This is a genomic window from Wenzhouxiangella limi (assembly GCF_010499265.1).
In the GTDB taxonomy this organism is placed as follows: Bacteria; Pseudomonadota; Gammaproteobacteria; order Xanthomonadales; family Wenzhouxiangellaceae; genus Wenzhouxiangella; species Wenzhouxiangella limi.
In genome coordinates this window covers 236,659-260,661 of the sequence record NZ_JAAGSC010000041.1, presented here as the reverse complement: position 1 = coordinate 260,661, position 24,003 = coordinate 236,659, and the positions used below count along the sequence as shown (strand labels likewise).

Genomic DNA, 24,003 nt, shown 5'->3' with positions numbered 1-24,003 from the left:
GCGGTTTTTCTTTTCTATCCAAGACCAGCCGAAGCCGGCCCCGTTGCTCGTTTATTACGTCCGGAAGAACCGGATGCTCATACCGCCGACCAGCAGCATCATCAGGGCGAACAGCGCGATGCTCCAGTTCGTCATGGTCGGTACGGGCAGCGGCTCGAATTCGGTAGCAGCACACGAAATCTCATGGGTGCCCGAAAAGCCATTATCCCCTGTACAGACCAGGCTGGCACTATACGTATCGCCTTCCTCAGCGGTGTCGGGCACGGCACAGGCAAGACTAAAGGGAACGGATTCGCCCGCCGGAACCGTGCCGGACAGTGGCGTCGGATTGGTCGAGATTTCTGGATCGCCGGTCAGGGAGCACGAGAAGTCGCCGGCAGCAGAACCGGAGTTGCTGATCGAGCCATTGGCCGTTCCCGTGGTATCAACGACAATCGTTCCCAGGTCAACCGGGCCGAAAGGCGGGGTCACGCTCAGGTTGGCCACGGAATCTGCAGAGCCGGTAATGCCGGCCGATGGATTCGGATTCACATCAGCGTCGCTGGTGATGTTAATTGCGTTGGTGTAGTCACCGTTGTCGGCGGCATTGAACTGAATCGTGATTGTGCAATCTGCCCCAGCGGCCAACGTGCTGCCACAGCCGTTGCTAGCGATGGTGAATTCGGTATCCGGGCCGGCCAGCGAAACGTCAATATTCGAAGCGTCCGCTTCTCCTTCGTTACTCAGCGTGAACGACTCAGTAACGGGCATATTGCCGAGGTCCACAGTGCCGAAAGCCAGGGGATCGGGTGTCAGCGCCAGTTGCGACTGGGGACCGCTAGTGATTGAAACGCCTCCTTCAGTTCCAAGCTCCACGGACGCAGTCGGAGTCACGCTGGCGAGCGTGAGGGTCATGGGGCTTGAATCGCCATCTGACGCAGTCTCAGCGATAGTGAAAGTTATTGTCCCGCCCTGTGTATCTAGAGGATCGCCAAAGTTAAGCAATGAAACTCGAATAGTATCTGTGGCTATTACCTGACACGATGATTGGTCAGCAGTTGCGTCGGCCACGCAATTGTCTACGTCCGCACCAGTCGCTACCGGAGTCAAGAGAGCTTCGTTAAACTCAATATCTACGCCGATCCCTTGCACACTCGCCCCAGCGGTGTAAGTCCAATCGACCGTGACGGTTGTGTCGCCGACAAACGCGGTCTCCGAGGACACGGAAAATTCCTGGGCCATTGCAGTGGAGGAAAGCCCGACCACTGAGAGTGCCAAAAGGCTTCCGACGAATCGTGAACTTAACTTGTGCATCACTAATTACCCTTCCAAATGTTATTTATGTGGTTAAGACGAAAATTGCTTTCTACAGGTTCGACGCGCAATCCTCGTTGCCCGACGCAAATCTGGAAAACACAAGCAGAGCATCGTCAAAGTCGACCACGCCGTCCTCGTTGTAATCAGGCTGGCCATCGGCCGGCGTATTACCATTACTCGCAAATTCGTCGAAAATATTCAACGCATCCTGCAGATCCAGGGATGAACGCGAGAGGTTCGTCAATCCTCGGCAAAGCCGACCAGGACGTGAACTCCGCCGAGAGTCAAAATCGTCGAAGTCAATACTATTCGTACCAGCCGAGCCTGCGCCAGAAACGTTACCAAGGTTGGCATTAGCCAGCGCGATTCCTGAAGTGTTGATCGTATTCGTAAGATCATCAGAGCCGTTTAAGGAAAACGCAATCGTTGCGGATTCCAAAGCTTCCCAAGCAAATTCCACAGAATGCCAGCCAGCGCCAACATCATCGAAAGTTAGCTCGTTCACGTCGTTACTTGAATCGACCACTTCCAATGTCAGATCACCCGACGTAGGAGCGTTGTAAACAATCTGCACTTTCGCATCCGTGCCGTCGTCTGCGGAAAATAGAACAATCTCGTCGGAGCCGGCGTTGTCGAGGAAGACGTAAAAACGGGCAATGTAAGTGTCTTCTGGGGCAGGTGAATTGTCAGTCACGAAGCGGGGGGTACCATCAACTGGAACCCGCAAACCACAGTGTCCGGCATACCGTCTATTAGATGTCGCCTGCGTATCTTGCTTGCCGGCATTGCCATCGCTCAATCCGGGCTGGCCACCGAGCCAGTTGGTAACCACACAATCTCGTGCCTGGCTGGAGGCCGACCAGCCGGCCAGCATCAGGCAGGCTGCGGCAACGCCGAGAATGCGTTTGCTGTTTTTGGAAAGCTTGCTCATGGAATTTGTCCTCATCTGATCTGCCAATTTTCGACCCCAAACATCGGCGACCAGGTGGTTTGCCCTCAGTTGGCCGTAGTGTAGGGCAATCCGTCCGGGTCCGCAACCACGCCACCGATAGTGGCTAAGGGCGCAGCGGCGCCGCCTGATTTTTCGGGTTCCTGTAGGTGTAAACGGAAAAAGGCGGGGAATCGCGTCATTTTGGGCGCGGTTCTTTTGATTGCCCCGGTTGGAGGATTCCTGACACGGAACTGAAAAGCAAGCCTAGCCGGTTAGTCGATTACTGCAGCGGGAGCGGTGGAGAGGGATGGACTGCGCCGCTGCGCGGCTTGCCCTCCGCTTCGCTGCGGGTGCTGCGCTCGCTGGCGCGAGCTCCACATCGAACCGGGCTGCGCGCGGTTTCGAACCTCGGGGTTCGAACCAATCCTCTCCCCCAGCCAGATACAGAAAAACCCGCACTAGGCGGGTTTTTCTGTATCTGGCTGGGGGAGAGGGATTCGAACCCCCGCTGACGGAGTCAGAGTCCGTAGTCCTACCACTAGACGATCCCCCAAGAGATCGTCCCCGAACTCCGAAACTTAACGTTTCGAGTACTGGGTGGCCTTGCGGGCCTTGTGCAAGCCGATCTTCTTGCGTTCCACGGCGCGGGCGTCGCGGGTCACGAAGCCGGCCTTGCGCAGCGGCGGGCGCAGAGCTTCATCGTATTCCATCAGGGCACGGGCTAGCCCTAAGCGGATGGCGCCGGCCTGGCCGGTGGTGCCGCCGCCCTTGACGGTAACGTTGACGTCAAAGGTTTCGCTCATGTCAACCAGCTGCAGGGGCTGGCGGACGATCATCTGGGCGGTCTTGCGGCCGAAGAATTCATCCAGCGGCTTGCGGTTGACCGTAATCTGCCCCGAACCGCGGCGCACGAAAACGCGGGCGGTGGAGGTCTTGCGGCGGCCGGTGCCGTAGTACTGTTCAGTTGCCATGGTCTGTCCTGGTCATTCTTGTTGGTTACAGTTCCAGCGGCTGCGGCTGCTGGGCTGTGTGCGGATGTTCGCCGCCGGCGTAGATCTTGAGCTTGGCCAGCATGGACCGGCCCAGCGGGCCCTTGGGCATCATGCCCTTGACCGCCTGCTGGATGACCCGGTCCGGATGGCTGGCGAGCAGCTTTTCCAGGTTGGTCGACTTCAGATTGCCGATATAGCCGGTGTGGCGGTAATACATCTTGTCGGCCAGCTTGTTGCCGGTGACGTGGACTTTCTCGGCGTTGACCACGACGATGTAGTCACCGGTGTCCATGTGCGGCGTGTACTCGGGCTTGTGCTTGCCCCGCAGGCGGCGGGCAATTTCCGTGGCCAGGCGGCCCAGGGTCTTGCCATCGGCGTCGACCAGGTGCCACTGCCGACGAATGTCCTGCGGTTTGGCGGAATAGGTTTTCATGCGGATTCCAGGCTCGCTGTTCTAAAGTGCTGCGCGAAAGAGCGGAAATTTTACCGGAACGCCGCAGGTAACGCAAGGGCCATTACTTTTATGCCGCTGGCCGTCAGACCGGCTCAGGCAGCATCAGCCGCTCAACCGGCTTGCCCCCGATCAGATGGGACTCGATGATCTCGTCGAGATCGTCTTCGTCAACGTAGGTATACCAGACGCCTTCCGGATAGACCACCAGCACCGGGCCTTCCTCGCAGCGGTCCAGGCAGCCGGCAGTATTGGCGCGGATGCCGCCGGCCCCGGTCAGGCCCAGATCTTTAAGCCTTTTTTTGACGTAGCCGCGCAGGCGCGGCGAGTCGCACTGGGCGCACGACGGCCGCTCGGCGCCGTCGGGGCGCTGGTTGGTGCAGAAAAACAGGTGATGGCGGTAGTAGCCCATTACTCGGCGGCCGAACCGAAGTTGTAGGCCAGCGACAGCGTGGTCAGGGTGTCGGTTTTTTCGCTGCCCGGCTGGACGTCGGTGTTGTGGCGCACGGTCACGCCCGAACCCAGCGCGACCCGCGAGTTGATCGCCACGGTCAGCGCCAGCGAGTTCTCGAGGAAGGTGTTTTCGCTGCCCGACTCGACCAGCAGCCGGTTGGTCAGTTCCGTGGACTCCGAAATCTGCCAGCGGTAGTCCAGGAGGGCGCGGGCAATGGCCTGATTTTCCGTTCGACCGGTCGCCCGGATTTCATTGAACTGGTAGCCGGGACCGGCCTCGATGGTCAGACTGTGCGGCTCGCCCATCCATACGCGGTAGCCGTAGCTGGCGGCCACCGAGCTCTGGTAGCGAAAGCTGGAAAACTTGTCGCGGTCGTAGCGCAGCGCCCCGCCGATGTAGCTGCGCTCGCTCAAGTTGTAGTTCAGGGTGTTGGCCAAGGTGAAGCGGTTGGCGCTGGTCTCGCCGCTGTCGCTGGCGTAGACCCCGACCGCCGTGGCCTCGTTTTCCCACTGCTCGGTGTTCCACAGCAGTTCCAGGCGCGCGTTGGCGGCCTCGGTTTCGCTGTTACCGCGATTGACGACCAGTCCCAGTTCACCCGTTCCGGCGAAATCCGCCTGAACCGAGGCGGCCAGCAGCAAGGCCCCGGCCCACAAGAATTTGCAGCGCATTGATTTACACTTCCCAGCTAGATATGCGCGGCATTATAACGAGGATTGGGAATGCGCCAAAAGACACTGTACGACGGCTGGCTGACCAACATCGATCAGGCGCTGCGGGTGGTGCTGGGGCCACCGCCGGGCGGGACGGCGCCGTCCCCGGCCGGCGACACGCCAGACGTGGAGTTCGACGAGGATCAGCGCCGCCACGCCGCCGGCCTGATGCGGATCAATCACACCGGCGAGGTCTGCGCCCAGGCCCTGTATGCCGGCCAGGCCGCCGCGGCGCGTACCTCGAAGGTACGCACCGAAATGGAGCAGGCCGCGCGCGAGGAAGAAGACCACCTGGCCTGGTGCGCCGAGCGCCTGGAAGAGCTGGGCAGCCGTCCCAGCCTGCTCAACCCGCTGTGGTATGCCGGCTCGTTTTCCATCGGCGCGGCGGCCGGTCTGGCCGGCGACCGCTGGAGCCTGGGCTTCGTCGAGGCCACCGAGCGCCAGGTCGAGGCCCATCTCAACGACCACCTGGACACCCTGCCGCCCGGCGACGAACGGTCGCGCGCCATCGTGGCCCAGATGGCCGAGGACGAGGCCCGCCACGCCGACATGGCGGTCGAGCACGGCGCGCGCACCGTCCCGGCGCCGGTCCAGCAGCTTATGGCGTTCACGGCCGGGGTGATGAAGGCGATCGTGTATCGGGTTTGACGCTTTACGGTTTACGGGTCACGGGTTACGGAAATGCCTGAGCTGGTGGTAACTCCATAACCCGTAACCCGACCCAGATCACCCCCGAATAATCTTCCGCCGGATCTCGCCCGAAACCATATCAATAACCAACACCACGATAATCGTCAGCAGCAACACGGCGGCGGCTTTTTCAAAGTGGCGGTAGCGCAAGGTGTTTAGCAGAACGCCCCCGACACCGCCGGCGCCGACCACGCCGAGAACGGCCGAGGCACGGATGTTGAGCTCGAAGCGAAACAGCCAGTGGGCGACGATTTCGGGCAGGACCTGCGGCACCACGGCGTAGCGCAAGGCCAGAATCCGCGATCCACCCGAGGCCTCGACCGCTTCGACCGGGCCGAAGTCGATCGACTCGACCACCTCCGCCCCCAGCTTGGTCAGCATGCCGACCGAGGAAATCCCGATAGCCAGCGCGCCGGCAAACGCACCCAGGCCCACGATGGGCACGAAGTAAATCGCCAGCAGGATCTCGGGAAAGGCGCGCGCGGTGGCCGAGATCAGCTTGACCAGGCGGGCCATGCGCGGAAACAGCGTGCGCGCCCCGAACAGGGCCAGCGGCAATGACAAAATGGCGGCGATGATGGTGCCGATCCAGGCGATCTGGATCGACTCCATGATCGCCGGCAGCACCGCACTCCAGCCGTAGGCCATGTCGGCCGGGTAGAAGAACGACAGCACGCGCGCGACCTGGGCCGGCACCTGAATCATCCGCCCGGGCGAGAATTCGATCGCGATCAGCGACCACAAAAACAGCGCGGCGATGATGAAGGTCGCCCAGGTCGCCCAGCCGATGCGCTTTTGCGGCTGAAGCAGGCCGGTTTGCGTGCTCATTCCAGGCGCCTCCGGATCGTCTCCGAGATCTGCTCGATGATCAGGACTGCCACCAGCACGGCCAGGATGATCATGCTCACGCGTTCGTACTCAAAGTTGGCGCGCTGGACTTCCAGGATCATGCCGATGCCGCCGGCGCCGACCAGGCCCAGCACCATGGAGGCACGCACGTTGAGCTCGAAGGCGTAGAGCGCGTAGGACACGTAGTGCTGCAGCCCTTGCGGGATGGCGCCGAACTGGACCATCTGCAGCCATGTGCCGCCGACCGCGCGCACCGCCTCGGGCATGCCCATGTCGATCGCCTCCAGCGACTCCGACCACAGCTTGGAGATCACCGCGACGGTGAACACCGACAGCGCCAGGGCACCGGCCACCGGGCCGAAGCCCACCGCGGTGGCGAACAGCATGGCCCAGAACAGATCGGGCAGCGTGCGCAGGATGTTCATGAAGTTGCGGTCGACGAACCAGGTTACCCGGCCCAGCGTCAGATTGCGCGCGGCCAGCACGGCGACCGGTATCGACAGGATGCCGCCGACCACGGTGCCGATGATGGCAATGTTGATCGTTTCCATGAACGGCTCGTACAGCCGCGGCAGAAAGGCGAAATCCGGCGGCCAGGATTCCTGCAGCAGGCGCGAACCGCCGGCCAGGTTGCACAACAGTTCGGTCAGCGAAAAGCCGATGCCGTGGGCCGACCACCAGGTCATGGCGACCAGGAAGGCGATCGTGCCGCCCCAGGCAAGCCAGTTGCGCGGCGGTTTGGCGGGCACAGCGCTCATCAGCCGACCACGTCCTCGTCGAGCACGTCGTCCTCGGTGAAATCGCGCCCGTAGATATCGCGAAAATCCTCATCGGTGACCGTCTTGGCCGAGCCGTCGTAGACCAGTTCGCCGAAGCGCAGGCCGATGATGCGCTGGCCGTACTTGCGCGCCAGATCGAGAAAGTGCAGGTTGACCAGGGTGGTGATGCCCAGCTCGCGGTTGATGCGGACCAGGTCCTGCATGATCTGGTGGGTAGTGACCGGATCGAGCGAGGCCACCGGCTCGTCGGCCAGGATGATGGCCGGCTCCTGAGCCAGGGCGCGGGCGATGCCGACACGCTGCTGCTGGCCGCCGGACAGCTGCGAGGCCTTGACCCAGGCTTTCTCGGTAATGCTGACCCGCTCCAGGGCCTTCATCGCCACCTCCTTGTCGTGGGCCGGCCACAGGTTGAGCATGGCGCGCCAGCCGGGCACGTGGGCCAGGCGGCCGATCAGCACGTTGGACATCACGGTCAGGCGCTTGACCAGGCGAAAGTCCTGGAAGATCATGCCGACGCGCTTGCGCAGCAGCCGAAGCTCGCGGCCGTCTTTTTGCGGCACGGCCTCGCCGTCGACCTCGACCGTGCCTGAGGTCATCTTGTTGAGACCGTTGATCGCGCGCAGCAGGGTCGACTTGCCGGCGCCTGACGAGCCGACGATGACGACGAACTCGCCCGGCTTGATTTCCAGGTTCAGATCCTTCATCCCGACCGTGCCGTTGGGGTAGACGATATTGGCGTCGCTGAAGCGAATCGACCCCTGGTTGCTGTTGTTATCCATGCGATATCCAGATCGTGAAGCAGACGAGCGCTAGTTGCGCATCAGTTCGTAGGCGTCGCGCACCGGGTCGTAGATGCCGTCCGGTGTCGGGGTGAAGCCGTCGATTTCGTAGAGCACCCACAGCACTTTTTCGTCGTCGGGCAGGTGGGCCTGGGACTCGGCCAGGTCGATGAAGGCATCGATGACGGCCTGGCGCAGGTCGGCCGGCAGACCGGGGCGCACCTGGACGCCGTCGTTGGGAATCAGCGGCGCATCTTCGAACACGATGACCTTTTCGCCAATATCGGGGTACTGGTTGCAGATCATGTTGCGGGCATCGTCGTAGCTCACCCCGAAGCGCGTATCGCCGCCATAGACGGCCAGCACGGCCGCGTCATGGCCGCCGACGAACAGGCTGTTGAGGTCGCGTTGATGATCGATGCCGATCTCGCGCAGCTGAACGGCGGGAAACAGGAAGCCCGAGGTCGAGTTGGGGTCGACGAAAGCCACCGATTCATCGCGCATGGCCTCCAGGCTGCCCTGGCAGCGGGCGAACTTGCGCATCACGTTCTCCCGGCCGGGCTGGCGCGACTCGCAGATGCGCTCGACGTACTCGATCTCGCCCTCGCACACCGCAGGATCATTGGTAAACCACTGCGACTGATAGCCGGTCTCGCCCCGGCGCACGGAAATGAGGATCGATTCGATATCGTAGCGGCGCTGGCCCAGCATGGCGGCAAACGGCGGCAGCATGCCGATATCGGCCCGGCCCGAGCCCAGGGCCTCGACCAGGCCGGTGTAGTCCTGCGGCACGAACGAGCGCACCGGGATACCCAGCACCTCTTCCAGGTGATCGGTCAGCGGCTCGAGGTTGTCGACCAGGGCCTCGGCCTCCAGCGCCGGGACCAGGCCCAGCACCAGTTCCTTGGGCCAGCCGCGCTCGTCCACCTGCTCTTCGGGGCAGCAGGCGGTCAGCACCAGGGCCAGAATGGGGACAAGTGCGCGCTTCACAGGGCGCATCCTAGCGGATTTACCCCGGCTGAGTGTAACGGGTGCATGACAGCCCCGGCTGTTACAGGATTTCGCGGTAATGGCGCCAGTGGTCAGCCTCGCGGTAGCCGGCCTGGCCCAGGGCCTGGGCCAGCGCTGTGCCCAGAGAACCTGGGTCTTCCAGGCCCAGCGCTTCGGCCAGTTCGCCGGCTGCCGCTTCCGGCTCGGCGATCAGCCGGTCGGTCTCCAGTTCGATAAACGTCAGCGGCAGGCGCGGCTTGAGGTGCTGGTAGAGCTTTTCCTCGGCTTGCCAGACCTCGACCATGCGCTCGATATCGCGACAGCCGGCCAGGCGCCAGTGCAGGCGCAGCGCCGGCGCCGAGGCCTTGAGCCAGAGGATGCGCGCGCCGGGGAAAAAGCGCGCGATGGCCGGCAGCGCCGTGGCCTCCGGCAGGCCTGTTTCCAGCGGCCCGGCCGGCGCTTCCGCGGCGCCCAGCACGTAGCGCTTGCGAACCCGGCGGATGTCGCTTTCGCTTAAACTCGCCAGGCGCTCGGGCGCCGCCGGCAGACCCAACAGCTCCCTTCGGCGCATCAACTCAGCCGGCACCAGCACCTGCAAAGCGCCCAGTCCCGCCAGCGCAGGCAGCAGGGCCTCGCGCCCGCTGCCGGGCCAGCCGGCGACGAACAGCGGCGCCGGCCGGCCGTCGTCGACCGGCTGATCATTGTGCGGCCAGGCCTCCAGCCCCGCCCAGGCCGCGCGCAGCTCGGCGGGGCTGACCTGGTCGAGCTCGCCGACCATGAACGGCTCGCGCCAGCCGCCCTGGACCAGGTGACGGGCCGCGGCCGCGTAGGCGCCCGATTCATCCAGGACCCGTCCGAGCAGATTGTGGGTGACCGCACGTTCGCCATCTGATAATTCTTCGCGCTCAAGCAAGGACTCCAGCAGCTTGCGCGCGGTCGCGGTTTCGCCACCGGCGTGCTCGAGCTGGGCGATCATGCGCATCGTCGAAGGCGGCAGGGTCGATTCGTCGAGCAAGGGGGTGAGTACTTCCAGCGCTGGCGCCATGCGTCCGCTGCGCAGATGCAGGTCGGCGGCCAGGCGGCGAGCATCGTGGCGCAGCTCGGCCTGATCGCTGGCAAACAGCTCGGCCAGCTGCGCCAGGGCCTGGTCCATGTCCCCGCTGACCGCGGCCAGCCGGGCCCGGGTCAGGCCATGACGCGGCAGGGTCGAATCGGCGCGCTCGAGCACGTCGGCGCTGGCCTGGACCTGACCGGCATCCATCAGCACCTCGGCGAGCTCCAGCGCTTCGGGTGCGGACCGATCAAGACGATGCTGCAGGGCCAGGGCGATTTCGGCCGCTGGTCCGGTGCGGCCGGCGCGATAGTGAGAACGCATTCGCGCCAGCAAGGAGTCTGGCGTATTGGCGTCGTCGCCGCCGGACTGTTGCACGCGCTGGAGCTGCTCCATGGCAGCGCGCAGCTGCGGATGCTCCGGCTGCTGTTCGAGCGCGTTGCGCAGGCACTGCTCGGCAAAATCCATGTGGCCCTGGGCCTGAAAAACCTGGGCCATAGTCACCTGGCTGAACGCGTCGGCCGGTCGCAGCCGGATGGCGCGACTGGCGTGCTCGTGGGCGGCGTCAAGCTCCCCTTTCCGCAGAAGCAGCGCCGCCAGCCCGGCGTGGGCTGGCGCGTATTTGTCGTCGGCGCGCAGCGCGGTTCGCAGACCCTCGACCGCCTCATCCAGATGACCGGCGCGCTGCGCCAATCGCGCCAGCAAGGTACGCGCGGCAGCATGATTCGGATCTTGGGCGACGCACTGCTCTAGCACAGCCCGGGCCCGTTCATCCTCGCCCGCCGCCAGCAGAAGCCGACCCAGGTGATAGCCGGCGGCCGGATGGTCCGGGTCTTTTTCCAGCGACTTTTCCATCCACGCCCGAGCGCTGTCGATCCGCCCTGCGGCCTCGTCGCAAAGACCCATCAGCATTCTCAAATCCGGGCTGTCGGGCGCCTCGCCCAGCGCCTCGCGGCAGGCCGAAGAAGCGTCGGCGTAGCGACCTTCCTGCAGCATGGAACGGATCTCGCCCATCAGGTTTTCAGGTGTTGACATAGTTCTCCAATCAGTCGTTTCTCGATCCAGCTTTCCATGCTCCAGGTCTCAATGAACCCGCAGTGGCCGCCACGCTCGAGCAGCTCCACGTCCAGTGCGGGGATATCCGGCAGGGCCTGAATGTCGCTGACCGGAATGATTGGATCATCAATCGCCGAGACGAGCAGCGACGGCGTCTGCAGTCCAACCAGGTAGTCGCCGGCGATCGAGTAGCCTTCCAGATAGCTGTCCAGGTCCGGAAACCGGGTCAGGTTTTCCACCAGCCAGCGAGTCTGTTCGCGCAGGTCCCTGATCCGGAACCATTCCTCAAGGCGGTATTTTTCCGGATAAAGCGCTTGCTTGATTCTTAGCGAGCGTCGCCACTTGTAAACAAAATAATAATGATAAACGGCCAGGCCCTCTTCAAGCGCGTCAAGGACGTGGCGTGGACGGATGACCGGGCTGACCGCCACCGCCCGGTTCAACTCGAAACCGTGCTCGGGTGCATTGCGGGCCACCCTCAGGGCGAAATTGCCCCCCAGCGAAAAGCCGGCAAGAAACACCGGACGATCGCCATAGTTCTGGCGAAGCTGACCGACCGCGTCAACCACCTCGGTCAGCAGGCAGGAATGGAAAAGACCCTCATTGAGATGGTGCGACTCGCCGTGATCGCGGAAATTGAGCCGAAACGTGTCGAAGCCGGCCGCATCCAGGGCCACCGCCGAGGCCAGCATATAGTTGGAGTCGACGCTGCCCTCCCAGCCGTGCAGCAGGATCACCAGCGCATCTCGACGCATCACCTCGCCCTGACGTGGCCGGTTGCGGTAACCCAGCAGGCGGGTGCCGTCACTGGCCCGGATCACTTCCGGCTCACTGCGGGAAAGGAACTCGCGCGCCTGGCGTCGAACCGCCCTCTTGCGCCAGGGCCCTGAGGTCATCAGGGACTGGACGTGCGGATTGGCCAGCCAGCCCTTTGGAGCAAACGCCGGCCAGCCAGCGTAAGGAGCAGCGTCAGGCTTCATAAAATCCCGTAATGATGTCCTGGGTCCGACGCGCCAGCGCATCGCGGCCGATGTGCCAGTCGGTGATCGGCTGACCGATAGTGACCTGAACTTCCAGTCCAGGCTGCGACAACAACCGGAACCCGCTGCTAAAAAGGCTGTCGCCCAGGCCCATCACCACCGTGTCATGCTGATTGCCCTCGCGCCAGTAGCGAATCGCCAGCGGCACGACCGGCACGCGGGCGCGAATGGCGCTGCCGAACAGGCGGGCATGAAAGCGCTTCACGCCGCGCTCGGGATGGATCCCGCCTTCGGGAAAAACGCCGATCATCTCGCCGCGCCGCAGCCGGGCCGCCATGCGACGATTCACCCGCCGCCGGGATTCCTGGCTGCCACGCTGGATGAAGATACTGCCGGCGATCTCGGCCAGGCGACCGATCAGCGGCCAGCTGCGGATCTCGACCTTGGCCACAAGACCCATCGGCCAGAGCGCATGCAGCACAGGAATATCGAACCAGGTGATGTGGTTGGCAACCACCAGGCAAGGCGGTGGCGGCAGGCTGCCGCTGACGCGCAGGCGCACGCCGCACACGGCGACCACGCCGCGCGTCCACAGCCGATGGACCCGCATGTGCAGCTTCATCTCGCCGGCGGGAAGCTCGCGAATTCCCGGCAGAAACGCCAGCAGCCCGACCGGCAGCAGCATCACCCAGACCAGCAGCAGCGGCAGGCGCCAAAGCAGGGGCCAGCCGAACCAGCGCGATTTCGCAGAGTACTCAGCCATGCTCAGGTCGACCCTGGCCGCAGCGCCAGCAGGTGGTGAATTGCGCCTCCAGTTGTTCTCCGCAGCCGCAGGTCCAGCCCCGGCCGCTGCCGCTTCGATCCCGCTGGGCCAGCACCCGCTCGGCCTCGGCAACCGCGTTGCGCGGCACCCAAACCGATGGTCTGGCACCCTCGGCGAAGTAGATTTCGACCGCAGCGGTCCACAGTTCCATGCTCTTGAGCTGTACCGGGATGCCCTCGGCTTCCAACAATCCGCGGATAAAAACGGCTTCCGGCGGATTGTCGGCGGTATGGACGCGGACCCACTTGCTCACGAAATTCAGTGCCCGGCGTGGCGACAATAGGGCGCGAAGCGTAGCATAGGTGCGCGCTTCATCACCCACTCAAACCGATCAATACCGTGAGTCAGCCCGCCAACCAGATCACCGTCGCCTCCAGCGGCCGCAGCTTCTCGGCCCGCCCGGGAGAGACCGTCTTGAGCGCCGCCCTGCGCCACGGCATCGTCTTGCCCTACAGCTGCAAGAACGGCACCTGCGCCAGCTGCAAGTGCCGCATTGTCGAAGGCACGGTCGGCTATCCCTACAATCCGCCCAGCGCGCTGGAGTTCAACGACCTCTACGCCGGCTTCGGGCTCAGTTGCCAGGCCGTGCCGGAAGGCGATCTGGTCATCGAGGCGCGCGAGCTGGAGCAGGTTGCCGATATCCCGGTGCGCAAGCTGCCGGCCCGGGTCGAATCGCTGGAGAAATTCACCCCCGAAATCATGCGCCTGCGCCTGAAGCTGCCGAAAGCTGCCCGCCTGCAGTTCCTGGCCGGGCAGTATATCGACATCATCCAGGCCGACGGCAAGCGCCGGGCCTTCTCGATTGCCTCGGCGCCCTCGGAAACCGATTTCATCGAACTGCACATCAAGCACGTCAGCGGCGGCGGGTTCACCGGCCAGGTCTTCGAGACCATGAAACCGAAGGACATCCTGCGCTTCGAGGGGCCGCTGGGCACGTTTTTCATCCGCCGATCGTCGGACCGGCCGCTGATCCTGATGGGGGGTGGCACCGGTTTCGCGCCTCTGAAATCCATGGTCGAGGAACTGATCGAGGCCGGCGATCCGCGCCCGGTCGGACTGTTCTGGGGGGTACGGACCGAAGCCGACTTGTATGCGAGCAAACTGATCGGAACCTGGATGGAGCAGCACCCGGACCTGAGCTTCACGCCCGTGCTGGTCGAACCGGGCAGCGACTGGAGCGGCGAAAGCGGCCTGGTCCATGAAGCCGTGATCCGTCAGGTCGCTGACCTGGCCGACCACGACGTCTACATGAGCGGTCCACCGGCCATGGTCAGCGCCGGGCGCGAGGCCTTCCTGGGCGCCGGCGTACCCGAAGACCGCCTGTTCTACGACAGCTTTGACTTTGCCCCGGACGTGCCGATCAATCAGAGCTGAAAAGCGGCTCGCCCGGGCCAGGGTGAGGCGTTTTCTAACCGCATCAGAACCGGGCCCGGAAGGCGAAGCCGACAAACGGCGCCGGGTCGGCGTCATCGCTCAGGATCTTGTCGCCGTTGCTGTCTTCCAGCCTCAGCTTGCCGTCGAGCTCGAGACCGGCCAATACGCTGACGCTGACGCCCGGACTGGAGCGGTAGCTGGCGGCCAGAAACATGGCCACGCCCTTTTCCTCGCCAACCCCATCGGGCACCGCGCCGTCGTCGTCGAGGCGGAAGCGATAGGTCTCATACCGCCCACCAAGGCTGAGCGTCCAGCCCTCGATGGCGGTCGAGTTCAGCTGCAGTCCGGGGCCTCGCGTCGCGCCCAGCCCGCCGCCGGTTTCCAGCGCCAGCGTTTCGGTGATCTGCCAGTCGATCAGCAGGATGGGAAAGACGTTGACGCTGTCTTCGATCTCGTCGAACACGCCGATGCCCGGCCCGATGCTCAGCCGGTCGCTGACGCGGTAATTGGCCCCGGCGATCAGTCCGGCGGTCATGGCATCGCCAAGATCACCACCGCTTTCTGCGCTCCAGCGCAGCGACGGCAGGGCGAAAGCGTTGATACGTTCGCCAAAACCCTTGCGCCAGGGCACGCTGACCCGGTACTCGTGCAGGGAACCCCAGGGGTCCCGACCGGCCAGACCTAAAGAGCCATCGAAACGGTAATCGTCGCGCGTGTAGCCCAGCGACACGCCAATGCTGTCGCGCGGTCCGGTGGCAAAGGCCAGGCCGGCCTCGATGCTGGCGCGCGTGGCCGAATAGCTGCCGCCCTCGTCCAGGTCGGTGTCGATCTGGTGGACGACACCGCCCTCGATGAACGTCTGCCAGGGGCTCTGCCCCTCGCCGGACGGCTGGGCCAGCACGGCAGTGGACGCTGCAACAAATGCCAGAGCAAAAAACAGACGCATCATCTTGGCCTCTTGATCGGGGAGTTCAGCCTAACCCAAAAGCTGCGCCAGCGCGGCTCCCGGATCGGATTGGCGCATGAACGACTCGCCGATCAAAAAGGCACCGATGCCGCCAGCGCGCAGGCGGGCGATATCGGCCCGGGTGTGGATACCGGACTCCGAGATCACCAGGCGGTTGTCGGGCACTTGCGGCGCCAGGCGAAGCGTCGTTTCCAGTTCGGTCACGAAGCGGTGCAGGTCGCGGTTGTTGATGCCGACCAGGTCGCCGGGGACCGCGAGCGCGCGGTCCAGTTCGGCCTGGTCGTGGACTTCGACCAGCACGCTCAGGCCCAGCTCGCGCCCCAGGGCCGACAGCTCGGCCAGGGTCGTATCGTCCAGCGCGGCGACGATCAGCAGCAGGGCATCGGCGCCCAGGGCGCGGGTCTCCCAGACCTGCCACGGATCGATAATGAAGTCCTTGCGCAGCACCGGCAGCCGGCAGGCAGCGCGTGCCTGGGCGAGAAAATCGGCGTGGCCCTGGAAAAACTGCTCGTCGGTGAGCACCGACAGACAGCTCGCCCCGCCGGCCTCGTAGGATCGGGCGATGGCGGCCGGGTCGAAATCGGCTCGAATCAGGCCGGCCGAGGGCGAGGCACGCTTGATCTCGGCGATGACGGCGTCACAAGAGGCGCCGGCGCGCCGCTTCAACGCGCCGGCGAAATCACGCGCTGAGGGCAAATCGGCGCAGAATGCCTGTAGTTCGTCCAGGCCGCGACTGGCCTTGCCAAAAGCGATTTCCTGGCGCTTGACCGCGAGAATCCTGGCGAGGATGTCTTCGCTCACAACGCCTGGGTCCGCTCGGCGTATTCACGCAATCGAACCAGGCCGGCACCCTTTTCGAGTACCTCGCGGGCTGATTCGACCCCCGCTTTGAGCGATTCGGCTTGTCCGGACACGTAAATCGCCGCGCCGGCGTTAAGCGCGATGGTGTCCGCGGCCGGCCCAGGCTCGCCAGCCAGCGCTGATTCGATCAGGGCCAGGCTGTCGGCGGCACCGGAGACCACCAGCCCTTCCAGCGAGTCCAGCTGGATGCCGAAACCCTCGGGCGAGATCGGATATTCACCGATTGCGCCGTCGCGCAACTCGGCCACGCGGGTGGTGGCCACCGGCGAGATCTCGTCCAGTCCGTCCTGGCTATGGACCACCATCACATGGTTGGCGCCCAAGGCCCGCATGACTTCGGCCATGGGCGCAAGCAATTCTGCCGAGAATACCCCCAGCACCTGGTTGGGCGCAGAAGCGGGGTTGGTCAGCGGCCCGAGCAGGTTGAACAGCGTGCGCAGACCCAGCGACTTGCGCGGCCCGATGGCGTGTTTCATCGCCGCATGGTGCTGCGGAGCAAACAGAAAACCGACGTTCAGTTCCTCGATCAGCTGAGCGACCTGATCGCAGTCCAGATCCAATCGGCAGCCGGCCGCCTCGAGCAGGTCGGCCGCCCCGGACTTGCTCGAGACCGAGCGGTTGCCATGCTTGGCCACGCGCACACCGGCAGCCGCCGCGACAAACGCCGAGGCAGTTGAGACATTGAACAGGCTGGACCCGTCGCCACCGGTGCCAACGATATCGGTCAGACCCTCGCGGTCGATCTCGACCCGGGTGGCGAAGCTGCGCATGACCTCCGCAGCCGCGGCGATTTCGGCCGGCGTTTCGCCCTTGACCCTGAGTGCCATCAAAAAACCGCCGACCTGAGCCGGATCGGCCTGACCGCCCATGATCTCGTTCATCGCCGCATGCATCAGCCCTGAAGTCAGGTCGCGGCCTTCGGCCAGCTCAGCCAGCGCTTTGCGGATTTCACTCATGTGCGAATGCCTTTCAGGAAGTTGGCCAGCAGGGCATGTCCCTGCCGGGTCAGGATGGATTCGGGGTGAAACTGCACCCCCTCGACGGCCAGTTCATGATGCCGGAAACCCATGATTTCGTCGCGGGTGCCGTCCTTGAACGCCGTCCAGGCGGTCTCTTCCAGGCAGTCGGGCAGCGACTCGCGCTCGACGATCAGCGAATGGTAGCGGGTTGCCTCCAAGGGATTGTCGAGCCCGGCGAACACGCCCTGGTCGGCGTGGTGCATGGGCGAGGTCTTGCCGTGCATGACCTGGCGCGCGCGCACGACCTTGCCGCCAAAAGCCTGGCCGATGGCCTGGTGACCCAGGCACACGCCCAGCAGCGGGATCTCGCCGGCCAGCTCGGCCACCACGTCCAGGCAGATACCGGCCTCGTCGGGCGTGCACGGGCCCGGCGAGAGCACAATGCCGTCGGGATCGAGCGCCCGGATATCCGCGATGCTCAGGGCATCGTTGCGGCGGGTCTCGACCTCGGCGCCCAGCTCGCCCAGGTACTGGACCAGGTTGTAGGTAAACGAGTCGTAGTTGTCGATCATCAGCACCTTCATCGGTGCAGTCCTCCGCTGGCCTGGGCGACGGCGCGGATCAGCGCCCGGCCCTTGTTGAGGGTTTCCTCCCACTCGCGGTCGGGGTCGGAGTCGGCGACGATGCCGGCCCCGGCCTGGACGTGCAGGGTGTCGCGATGGACCAGCGCGGTGCGGATGGCGATGGCCAGATCGGCCTCGCCGTGCCAGTCCAGGTATCCGACCGCGCCGGCGTAGATGCCGCGCCGGACCGGCTCGAGTTCGTTGATGATTTCCATCGCCCGCACCTTGGGCGCGCCCGACAGGGTGCCGGCCGGAAACGTCGCCTTGAGCACGTCGATCGGGCTCATTGCGTCCCGAATCCGCCCGTGGACTTCCGAGACCAGGTGCATGACGTGCGAGTAGCGCTCGACGATCATCTGATCGGTCACGACCACGCTGCCGGTCTCGGCGATGCGGCCGACGTCGTTTCTTCCCAAGTCGATCAGCATCAGGTGCTCGGCCAGTTCCTTGGGATCGGCGCGCAGCTCGGCTTCCAGGGCGCGGTCTTCTTCCGGCGTTCGCCCGCGCGGTCGGGTGCCGGCGATCGGCCGCACCGTGGCCTCGCCGCCCTGGACGCGGACCAGCACCTCGGGCGAGGCGCCGACGACCTGGAACTCGCCGAAATCCAGAAAATACATGTACGGCGAGGGGTTGAGGCTGCGCAGGGCGCGGTAGACGTCGATCGGGCGCGCCGCCAGGGCCACGCTCATGCGCTGAGAGAGCACCACCTGCATGGCATCGCCGGCGAGGATGTAGTCCTTGACTTTGGCCACCGCGGCCTTGAAGTCGGCCTCGCTGAAACCGAAGCGATAGTCCTGCTCGGCGGGCACCGGAATGGCCACCGGCGACGCATAGCCCGGCGAACCGCAGCGCAGTCGATGAACCAGCTGATCGAGCCGGCGCTGGGCGCGCGCCCAGGCATCCGGCTGACCCGGGTCGGCGTTGACCACCAGGCTCAGGCGTTGCGAAAGATTGTCGAACACCGCCAGCTCTTCGGCCTCGAGCAGCAGGATCTCGGGCACGCCCAGCTCGTCGGCCTTGGCAGAAAAATCCAGCTTCGGCTCGACCAGGGCCACGGTCTCGTAGCCGAAATAGCCGACCAGACCGCCGCTGAAACCGGGCAGCTCGTCGACATTCGGTGAGCGGACTTCATCGACCACCGACGCAATCTGGACTAGCGGATCCACGTTCTCGCGACATTCCACGACCCGGCCGTAGTCCAGCTGCTCGAAGCAACGGCCGCTGGCCCGCCAGGCGCGCCGGCACGGCAGGCCGATGATCGAGTAGCGGCCCCAGTTCTCACCGCCCTGGACCGACTCGAGCAAGAACGCGTTGGGGCCATCGACCAGCTTGAGATAGACCGACAGCGGCGTGTCCAGGTCGGCGGCGATGCTGCGCCAGACCGGAATCCGGTTATAGCCCTGACGGGCGAAGTCTTCGAAGCGCTGGGCGTCCACGATCAGATCTTCATCAGCAATAAAAACGGGGCAAGACGCGCTCGGCTCAGTGGCCGCGCAGCGCCCGGATCACGCCGGCATAGTCGTTGGAACCGAAGATCGCCGAGCCGGCGACCAGGGTATCGGCACCGGCGGCGATGATGTCGGCGGCGTTGTCGGGCTTGACCCCGCCATCGATCTCCAGCCGGATTTCAAGCTCGGAGTCGTCGATGATGCGCCGGGCCTGCTTGAGCTTGGTCAGCGCCGAGGGGATGAACTTCTGACCGCCGAAGCCGGGATTGACCGACATCAGCAAGACCAGGTCGATCTTGTCGCTGACCCAGTCGAGCACGTCCAGCGGCGTGGCCGGGTTGAGCACGATGCCGGCCTTGCAGCCGCATTCGCGGATCAGGCTCAGGGACCGGTCCAGATGGCGGGTCGACTCGGGATGGATGCTGATCACGCTGGCGCCGGCCTCGGCAAAGTCCGGGATGATGCGATCGACCGGCTCGATCATCAGATGCACATCGATCGGCGCGGTGATGCCGAAATCGCGCAGCGCCTGGCAGACCAGCGGGCCGATGGTCAGGTTGGGCACGTAGTGGTTGTCCATGACGTCGAAGTGGACCCAGTCGGCCCCGGCCTCCAGGGCGCCCCGGGTGTCCTCACCCAGACGTGCGAAGTCGGCGGACAGAATCGAAGGCGCAATGACCAGCGGCTGTTTCATGGGCAAACGGTATCTATAATGCAGGCTGGATTGGAATTGTACGCCAGCCGTGACCGACTACCCTACCCCGCCGTTGGAACTCCTGCACCAAGGCAAGGTGCGCGACATCTACGCTGTGGACAACGAGCGGTTGCTGATCGTCGCCTCGGACCGGCTGTCTGCCTTCGATGTCGTGCTGCCCGATCCGATTCCGGGAAAAGGGGAAATTCTGACCGGGATTTCCAACTTCTGGTTCGAACGCTTCGATGACCTTGTCCGCAATCACCTGGTTGCCGATGATTTGGCCGAAGTCCTGGGCTCGCCCAACCTGGCCCAAGCACTCGCGCCTCGCAGCATGCTGGTGCGGCGATTGAAGCCGCTGCCGGTGGAAGCGATCGTGCGCGGCTACCTGGCAGGCTCGGGCTGGACGGACTATCAGTCTTGCGGCCACATCTCGGGCATCAAATTACCTCCCGGGCTGCAGCAGGCCGACAGTCTGCCGGAACCCATCTTCACTCCATCGACCAAGGCGGCCCAGGGCGAGCACGACGAAAGCATCGACTTTGCCGCCATGCAGAAGCTCATCGGCGCCGAAATTGCGCTGCGGGTGCGCGACATTTCGCTGTCCATCTACCGCCGGGCGGCGGCCTGGGCGCGCAATCGCGGCATCATCATCGCCGATACCAAATTCGAGTTTGGCACCGACGACGACGGCCACCTGTTCCTGATCGACGAGGTTCTGACCCCCGACAGCTCGCGCTTCTGGCCGGTCGATGAGTGGCGGCTGGGCATCAGCCCGCCGAGCTTCGACAAGCAGTTCGTGCGCAACTACCTGGAAACGCTGGACTGGGACAAGACCGCGCCAGGCCCGCGCCTGCCCGCGGAGATCATCGAGCAGACCCAGCAGCGCTACCGCGAGGCGGTGCGCAGGCTGACCGGAGCCGAGCGCGCCTAAAGCGCATCGGCTTGCGGCGCTACACTATGCATTAAGCCGCGTTGCCCAGACCCATCTGATCATGAATACATCTTCTGCTTCTTCGTCCGCCGATCGACGTCCGGCCAACACCGAGCGCCAGTACCGCGTCCAGCGCAGCGATCTGCCGCTGAGCTGCCCGACCCCGGAGATGGCCTTGTGGAACTCCCACCCGCGCGTCTACCTGCCGATCGAAAAGACCGGTCGGGCACGCTGCCCGTACTGCGGCGCCGAGTTTATTCTGGAACAGGATTAGTCACCGCCCCGGCAGATCAAGCCCTCCTGACCCGGTGACGTCCTCCCAGTCTCAGCCGCCTCTGATCGGTTCCGACCGCGCGCTGGCGCAGGCAGCCGGTCTGATCCTGTTTTCGGTCCTGGCGTTCGGCCTGCTGCTGCCTAAGGTCGCCGGCGCAGGATTGCTGGGGCTTGCGCTGATCGGCATCGCCTGGCTGAGCTTTCGAGGCGGATGGCGCGTGGCCGACATTCAGGCGACCGATCGCCTGCTGATCCTGATAACGCTGGTCTTCGTCGGCCTGTTGTTGCTGGCCTGGCTAGGCCACGGGCTGCCGGCGAGCGGTGCCGATGCCCTGACCCGCGCCGGCCGCCTGCTGCTGATCGTGCCGGTGTTTCTTTTCTTGCGCCGGGTCGACGGGCTCGCCGCGTACTGGTGGAACGGCCTGATCGCCGGCGCGCTGACGGCGGGGCTGTACGGCTGGTGGTTCCTGCTGACCGGCCAGGTGAGCGAGTTCGGGCCGCGCGCCGGTGGCGCCACAAACCCGATCTATTTCGGCGGCATCTCCCTGCTCATGGCCTTCATGCTGCTGCCCCGGGTTGGCGCGTCGGAAGCGCCGGGCTGGCAGCGGGCGCTGGCGGCCGCGGGCGTGGTCGGTGGTATTTCGGCAAGCCTGCTGTCGGGTTCGCGCGGCGCCTGGCTGGCGGCTCTGCCGCTGCTGGTCGTCTACGTGATCATCTACCGCCACCATGTGGGTGCGGCGTGGCGATTCGGTCTGCCGCTGCTGTTCGTGGCCGGCACACTTGCGCTCACCCTGCTGCCGTCGGTGGACATGGATCAGCGCATGATCGATATCGGCCGCGAACTGATGGCTTCGATCAACGGCCAGCAGCCGGAAGGCGGCGTGGCCGAACGGATCGAGATGTGGCGGATCGCGAGTGCACGCATTCTGGACCAACTCTGGTGGGGACCTGGACCTGAAGCTTTCCAGCTGGCCCTGAACGAGGCGGCCACGAGCGGCAAAGTGCGCCCGGAACTGCTGGCCTACCGTCATCCGCACAACCAGTTTCTTTCGGCCCTGCTGTACGCCGGGCTGCCCGGCCTGCTGGCCCTGATGATGCTGTTCACGGCACCGCTGAGACGGTTCTGGCAGATCCGGCAGGGCAGTCTGCAGGCCACGGTGCATATCGCCTGGTGCGGCCTGGCCGCGATCACCGTACTGGCGACCATGGCGCTGAGCGAGTCGATCTTCGAGCGCAACATCGGGGTGGTGTGGTTTACGCTATTGTTGAGCACCACGCTGGCCCTGGCGGTTTCAGAGCGCCGCCGCGAGTTGGCCGGCGCGGGCGCGCGCAAGGCCTCGCTCAGCGTGATCGTCATCGTGTGCAACGAAGCCGACCGCATCGGCCGCTGCCTGGAGTCGGTGCATGGCTGGGCCGACGAGATTATCGTGCTCGACAGCGGCAGCCAGGACGATACGGTGGCCATCTGCCGCCAATACACATCCCGTGTCGAGCAGACCGACTGGCCCGGCTTCGGCGTGCAGAAACAGCGCGCGCTGCACCGGGCTGGCGGGGACTGGGTGCTGTCCCTGGACGCCGACGAAGTGGTCGATCCCGAGCTCAGGCGCGAAATCGACTTCACTCTGGGACGAACAACGCCTCCACACCAGGCCTACAGCCTGCCCTGGCGGACCCATGCATTCGGCACCACCCTGCATCACGGCCACTGGGCCCGCGCGCCGCTGCGACTATTCCGGCGCGACTGCGGTCGCTTCACGTCGGCGGCCGTGCATGAAAAGATCGTTATCGACCGCCAGTGTCGGATCGGTCATTTGCAGGCACCCCTGCACCACTACAGCTATCGCAACGTCGAGCATGCCCGGGCCAAGCTGTCGGGTTACGCGCAGCTGCAGGCGCGCGAGCGTTTCGCCGCCGGCAAGCGCTGCCGCTGGCCGGCGCTGGCGTGGGTTCGGGCCGCGCTGAACTGGGTCGACAACTACCTGCTGCGGGCGGCTTTCCTGGACGGGCGCGGCGGCTGGATTATGAGTCGGCTGACGGCGGCCTATACGCTGGAAAAATATCGGGCCCTGGCGCGGCTGGGGCGGAAACGATAGGCATTCGGGGCTTGGGTTTCAGGATTCGGGGTTCGGGGGCGCCGGGGACACGTAGCGGTCGGGCTCTCCCGGCGGCGCGGTCTTGAAACGGCGGTGCAGCCACCAGTACTGGGGCGGATTGAGGCGCACGTAACGCTCGAGGAAGGCGTTGAAACGGGTCAGGTCGGCCTCGGTATCGCCGGAGGGATAGTCTTCCCACGCCGCCTCGAAGTGGATCTGCACGCGCCCGTCGGGCAGCTTGAGCGGATACATCGGCACCACCAGCGCCCGACCCAGGCGGACCAGGTCCACCAGGCCGGTCGGGGTGGCGGTGGGGACGCCGAAGAACGGCGCAAAAGCGCTGCGTTCCGGCCCGAAGTCCTGGTCCGGGGCATACCAGAGCACGCCGCCGGCGCGCAGATGCCGGACCATGGAGCGCACATCGTCGCGCGCGATCATGGCCTCGGCGTAGCGCGCGCGGCCCTGGTTCTGAAAAGCCTCGAGCACCGGCTGGCGCAACGGCCGGTAGATCGCCCGGGCGGTGACGCTTTCGCCGACCAGCCTCGCGCCCAGCTCGATGCAGGTCACGTGCCCGGTCAGCATCAGCACCCCGCGGCCGCTGGCCTGGGCTGCGCGCATGTGTTCGAGCCCGACCAGTTCGCCGAAGCGCTGATCGAAGCGACCGGGCCGGCACCAGACAACAGCGGTTTCGGCCAGGCTGTCGGCCAGATGGCGGAAATGGGCGCGGCACAGCGCGTCGCGCTCGCCCTCTCCTCGCTCGGGAAAGCACAGCGCCAGGTTGCGCTCCACCACCGCCCGGCGACGTCGCATCAGCAGGCGCAGCGTCGGAGCCAGCGGCCGCAGCAACCCACGCGCCAGCCCCAGCGGCAGCCGTCCCAGCGCGCGCACCGGCAGCAGCGTCAAACGCAGCAGGAAGTTGCCCAAGGCTTTCATGGCTTACATTATG

General features: G+C 64.8%; 26 protein-coding genes and 1 tRNA gene. 5 read left to right on the top strand and 22 right to left on the bottom strand.

Annotated elements, in window-relative coordinates:
* Positions 1-54 precede the first annotated feature (54 nt).
* From G3I74_RS09905 to G3I74_RS09875, 7 genes are all read right to left on the bottom strand, one after another.
* Positions 55-894: a choice-of-anchor D domain-containing protein gene (locus G3I74_RS09905; RefSeq protein ID WP_164211428.1), complete on the bottom strand. Its 840-nt coding sequence runs from the start codon at positions 892-894 to the stop codon at positions 55-57.
* A gap of 451 nt (positions 895-1,345) precedes the next feature.
* The gene (locus G3I74_RS09900) at positions 1,346-2,227 is read right to left on the bottom strand and encodes a hypothetical protein (protein WP_164211427.1); all 882 of its coding nucleotides are present in this window, start codon (positions 2,225-2,227) and stop codon (positions 1,346-1,348) included.
* A gap of 479 nt (positions 2,228-2,706) precedes the next feature.
* Positions 2,707-2,780 (bottom strand) — tRNA-Gln (locus G3I74_RS09895).
* 25 nt (positions 2,781-2,805) lie between these two features.
* A complete protein-coding gene (gene rpsI, locus G3I74_RS09890; protein WP_164211426.1) occupies positions 2,806-3,198 on the bottom strand; it encodes a 30S ribosomal protein S9 in 393 nt (130 codons plus the stop codon).
* Between the two features lie 25 nt (positions 3,199-3,223).
* Positions 3,224-3,652 (bottom strand): 50S ribosomal protein L13, encoded by a 429-nt coding sequence (gene rplM / locus G3I74_RS09885; RefSeq protein ID WP_164211425.1) that lies wholly within the window; start codon positions 3,650-3,652, stop codon positions 3,224-3,226.
* A gap of 103 nt (positions 3,653-3,755) precedes the next feature.
* The gene (locus tag G3I74_RS09880; RefSeq protein ID WP_164211424.1) at positions 3,756-4,082 is read right to left on the bottom strand and encodes a (2Fe-2S) ferredoxin domain-containing protein; all 327 of its coding nucleotides are present in this window, start codon (positions 4,080-4,082) and stop codon (positions 3,756-3,758) included.
* Positions 4,082-4,792, bottom strand: a complete 711-nt coding sequence (locus tag G3I74_RS09875; RefSeq protein WP_164211423.1) for a DUF481 domain-containing protein — start codon at positions 4,790-4,792, stop codon at positions 4,082-4,084. Before G3I74_RS09875 ends, G3I74_RS09880 begins: the two co-directional genes overlap by 1 nt.
* Before the next feature lie 51 nt (positions 4,793-4,843).
* Here G3I74_RS09875 and coq7 point away from each other — a divergent pair, with 51 nt between their 5' ends.
* Complete coding sequence (coq7, locus tag G3I74_RS09870) at positions 4,844-5,482, top strand: 2-polyprenyl-3-methyl-6-methoxy-1,4-benzoquinone monooxygenase (protein WP_164211422.1); 639 nt, start codon at positions 4,844-4,846, stop codon at positions 5,480-5,482.
* A gap of 78 nt (positions 5,483-5,560) precedes the next feature.
* Here the strand turns inward: coq7 and phnE (G3I74_RS09865) are convergent, their stop codons facing one another.
* The 8 genes from phnE (G3I74_RS09865) to G3I74_RS09830 all read right to left on the bottom strand — a co-directional run bounded on the left by phnE (G3I74_RS09865) (position 5,561) and on the right by G3I74_RS09830 (position 13,084).
* Positions 5,561-6,352: a phosphonate ABC transporter, permease protein PhnE gene (phnE, locus tag G3I74_RS09865; RefSeq protein ID WP_164211421.1), complete on the bottom strand. Its 792-nt coding sequence runs from the start codon at positions 6,350-6,352 to the stop codon at positions 5,561-5,563.
* Positions 6,349-7,131 (bottom strand): phosphonate ABC transporter, permease protein PhnE, encoded by a 783-nt coding sequence (gene phnE, locus G3I74_RS09860; protein WP_164211420.1) that lies wholly within the window; start codon positions 7,129-7,131, stop codon positions 6,349-6,351. Before phnE (G3I74_RS09860) ends, phnE (G3I74_RS09865) begins: the two co-directional genes overlap by 4 nt.
* A complete protein-coding gene (gene phnC / locus G3I74_RS09855; RefSeq protein ID WP_164211419.1) occupies positions 7,131-7,931 on the bottom strand; it encodes a phosphonate ABC transporter ATP-binding protein in 801 nt (266 codons plus the stop codon). Before phnC ends, phnE (G3I74_RS09860) begins: the two co-directional genes overlap by 1 nt.
* 30 nt (positions 7,932-7,961) lie before the next feature.
* The gene (locus tag G3I74_RS09850) at positions 7,962-8,921 is read right to left on the bottom strand and encodes a phosphate/phosphite/phosphonate ABC transporter substrate-binding protein (protein WP_164211418.1); all 960 of its coding nucleotides are present in this window, start codon (positions 8,919-8,921) and stop codon (positions 7,962-7,964) included.
* Between the two features lie 61 nt (positions 8,922-8,982).
* A complete protein-coding gene (locus G3I74_RS09845) occupies positions 8,983-11,007 on the bottom strand; it encodes a tetratricopeptide repeat protein (RefSeq protein WP_203594660.1) in 2,025 nt (674 codons plus the stop codon).
* Positions 10,986-12,008, bottom strand: a complete 1,023-nt coding sequence (locus G3I74_RS09840) for a YheT family hydrolase (protein WP_164211416.1) — start codon at positions 12,006-12,008, stop codon at positions 10,986-10,988. The genes G3I74_RS09845 and G3I74_RS09840 overlap by 22 nt, the downstream gene beginning before the upstream one ends.
* Positions 11,998-12,771: a lysophospholipid acyltransferase family protein gene (locus G3I74_RS09835; protein ID WP_164211415.1), complete on the bottom strand. Its 774-nt coding sequence runs from the start codon at positions 12,769-12,771 to the stop codon at positions 11,998-12,000. Before G3I74_RS09835 ends, G3I74_RS09840 begins: the two co-directional genes overlap by 11 nt.
* Entirely contained in the window at positions 12,764-13,084 is a 321-nt protein-coding gene (locus G3I74_RS09830) for a putative signal transducing protein (RefSeq protein ID WP_164211414.1), read from the bottom strand. Before G3I74_RS09830 ends, G3I74_RS09835 begins: the two co-directional genes overlap by 8 nt.
* 86 nt (positions 13,085-13,170) lie before the next feature.
* Between G3I74_RS09830 and G3I74_RS09825 the strand changes: the two genes are divergently transcribed.
* On the top strand, positions 13,171-14,205 hold the full coding sequence (locus G3I74_RS09825; protein ID WP_164211413.1) for a 2Fe-2S iron-sulfur cluster-binding protein: 1,035 nt from the start codon (positions 13,171-13,173) through the stop codon (positions 14,203-14,205).
* Between the two features lie 43 nt (positions 14,206-14,248).
* Here G3I74_RS09825 and G3I74_RS09820 read toward each other — a convergent pair whose 3' ends face one another.
* From G3I74_RS09820 to rpe, 6 genes are read right to left on the bottom strand one after another with little or no spacing between them, the layout of a single operon-like run.
* Positions 14,249-15,154: a TonB-dependent receptor gene (locus G3I74_RS09820; protein ID WP_203594659.1), complete on the bottom strand. Its 906-nt coding sequence runs from the start codon at positions 15,152-15,154 to the stop codon at positions 14,249-14,251.
* A 27-nt stretch (positions 15,155-15,181) separates the two neighbouring features.
* A complete protein-coding gene (gene trpC, locus G3I74_RS09815; RefSeq protein WP_164211411.1) occupies positions 15,182-15,973 on the bottom strand; it encodes an indole-3-glycerol phosphate synthase TrpC in 792 nt (263 codons plus the stop codon).
* Positions 15,970-16,989, bottom strand: a complete 1,020-nt coding sequence (trpD, locus tag G3I74_RS09810; RefSeq protein ID WP_164211410.1) for an anthranilate phosphoribosyltransferase — start codon at positions 16,987-16,989, stop codon at positions 15,970-15,972. The genes trpC and trpD overlap by 4 nt, the downstream gene beginning before the upstream one ends.
* Entirely contained in the window at positions 16,986-17,576 is a 591-nt protein-coding gene (locus tag G3I74_RS09805) for an anthranilate synthase component II (RefSeq protein ID WP_239056818.1), read from the bottom strand. The genes trpD and G3I74_RS09805 overlap by 4 nt, the downstream gene beginning before the upstream one ends.
* Positions 17,573-19,051, bottom strand: a complete 1,479-nt coding sequence (trpE, locus tag G3I74_RS09800; RefSeq protein WP_338063091.1) for an anthranilate synthase component I — start codon at positions 19,049-19,051, stop codon at positions 17,573-17,575. Before trpE ends, G3I74_RS09805 begins: the two co-directional genes overlap by 4 nt.
* 46 nt (positions 19,052-19,097) lie before the next feature.
* On the bottom strand, positions 19,098-19,757 hold the full coding sequence (rpe, locus tag G3I74_RS09795; protein WP_164211409.1) for a ribulose-phosphate 3-epimerase: 660 nt from the start codon (positions 19,755-19,757) through the stop codon (positions 19,098-19,100).
* Between the two features lie 49 nt (positions 19,758-19,806).
* Here rpe and G3I74_RS09790 point away from each other — a divergent pair, with 49 nt between their 5' ends.
* The 3 genes from G3I74_RS09790 to G3I74_RS09780 all read left to right on the top strand — a co-directional run bounded on the left by G3I74_RS09790 (position 19,807) and on the right by G3I74_RS09780 (position 23,057).
* Positions 19,807-20,691: a phosphoribosylaminoimidazolesuccinocarboxamide synthase gene (locus tag G3I74_RS09790; RefSeq protein ID WP_164211408.1), complete on the top strand. Its 885-nt coding sequence runs from the start codon at positions 19,807-19,809 to the stop codon at positions 20,689-20,691.
* Positions 20,692-20,752: 61 nt separating this feature from the next.
* Positions 20,753-20,965 (top strand): zinc-finger domain-containing protein, encoded by a 213-nt coding sequence (locus G3I74_RS09785; RefSeq protein WP_164211407.1) that lies wholly within the window; start codon positions 20,753-20,755, stop codon positions 20,963-20,965.
* A gap of 34 nt (positions 20,966-20,999) precedes the next feature.
* Positions 21,000-23,057 (top strand): glycosyltransferase, encoded by a 2,058-nt coding sequence (locus tag G3I74_RS09780; RefSeq protein ID WP_164211406.1) that lies wholly within the window; start codon positions 21,000-21,002, stop codon positions 23,055-23,057.
* Positions 23,058-23,075: 18 nt separating this feature from the next.
* Here G3I74_RS09780 and G3I74_RS09775 read toward each other — a convergent pair whose 3' ends face one another.
* Positions 23,076-23,990 (bottom strand): lysophospholipid acyltransferase family protein, encoded by a 915-nt coding sequence (locus tag G3I74_RS09775; RefSeq protein WP_164211405.1) that lies wholly within the window; start codon positions 23,988-23,990, stop codon positions 23,076-23,078.
* Positions 23,991-24,003 lie beyond the last annotated feature (13 nt).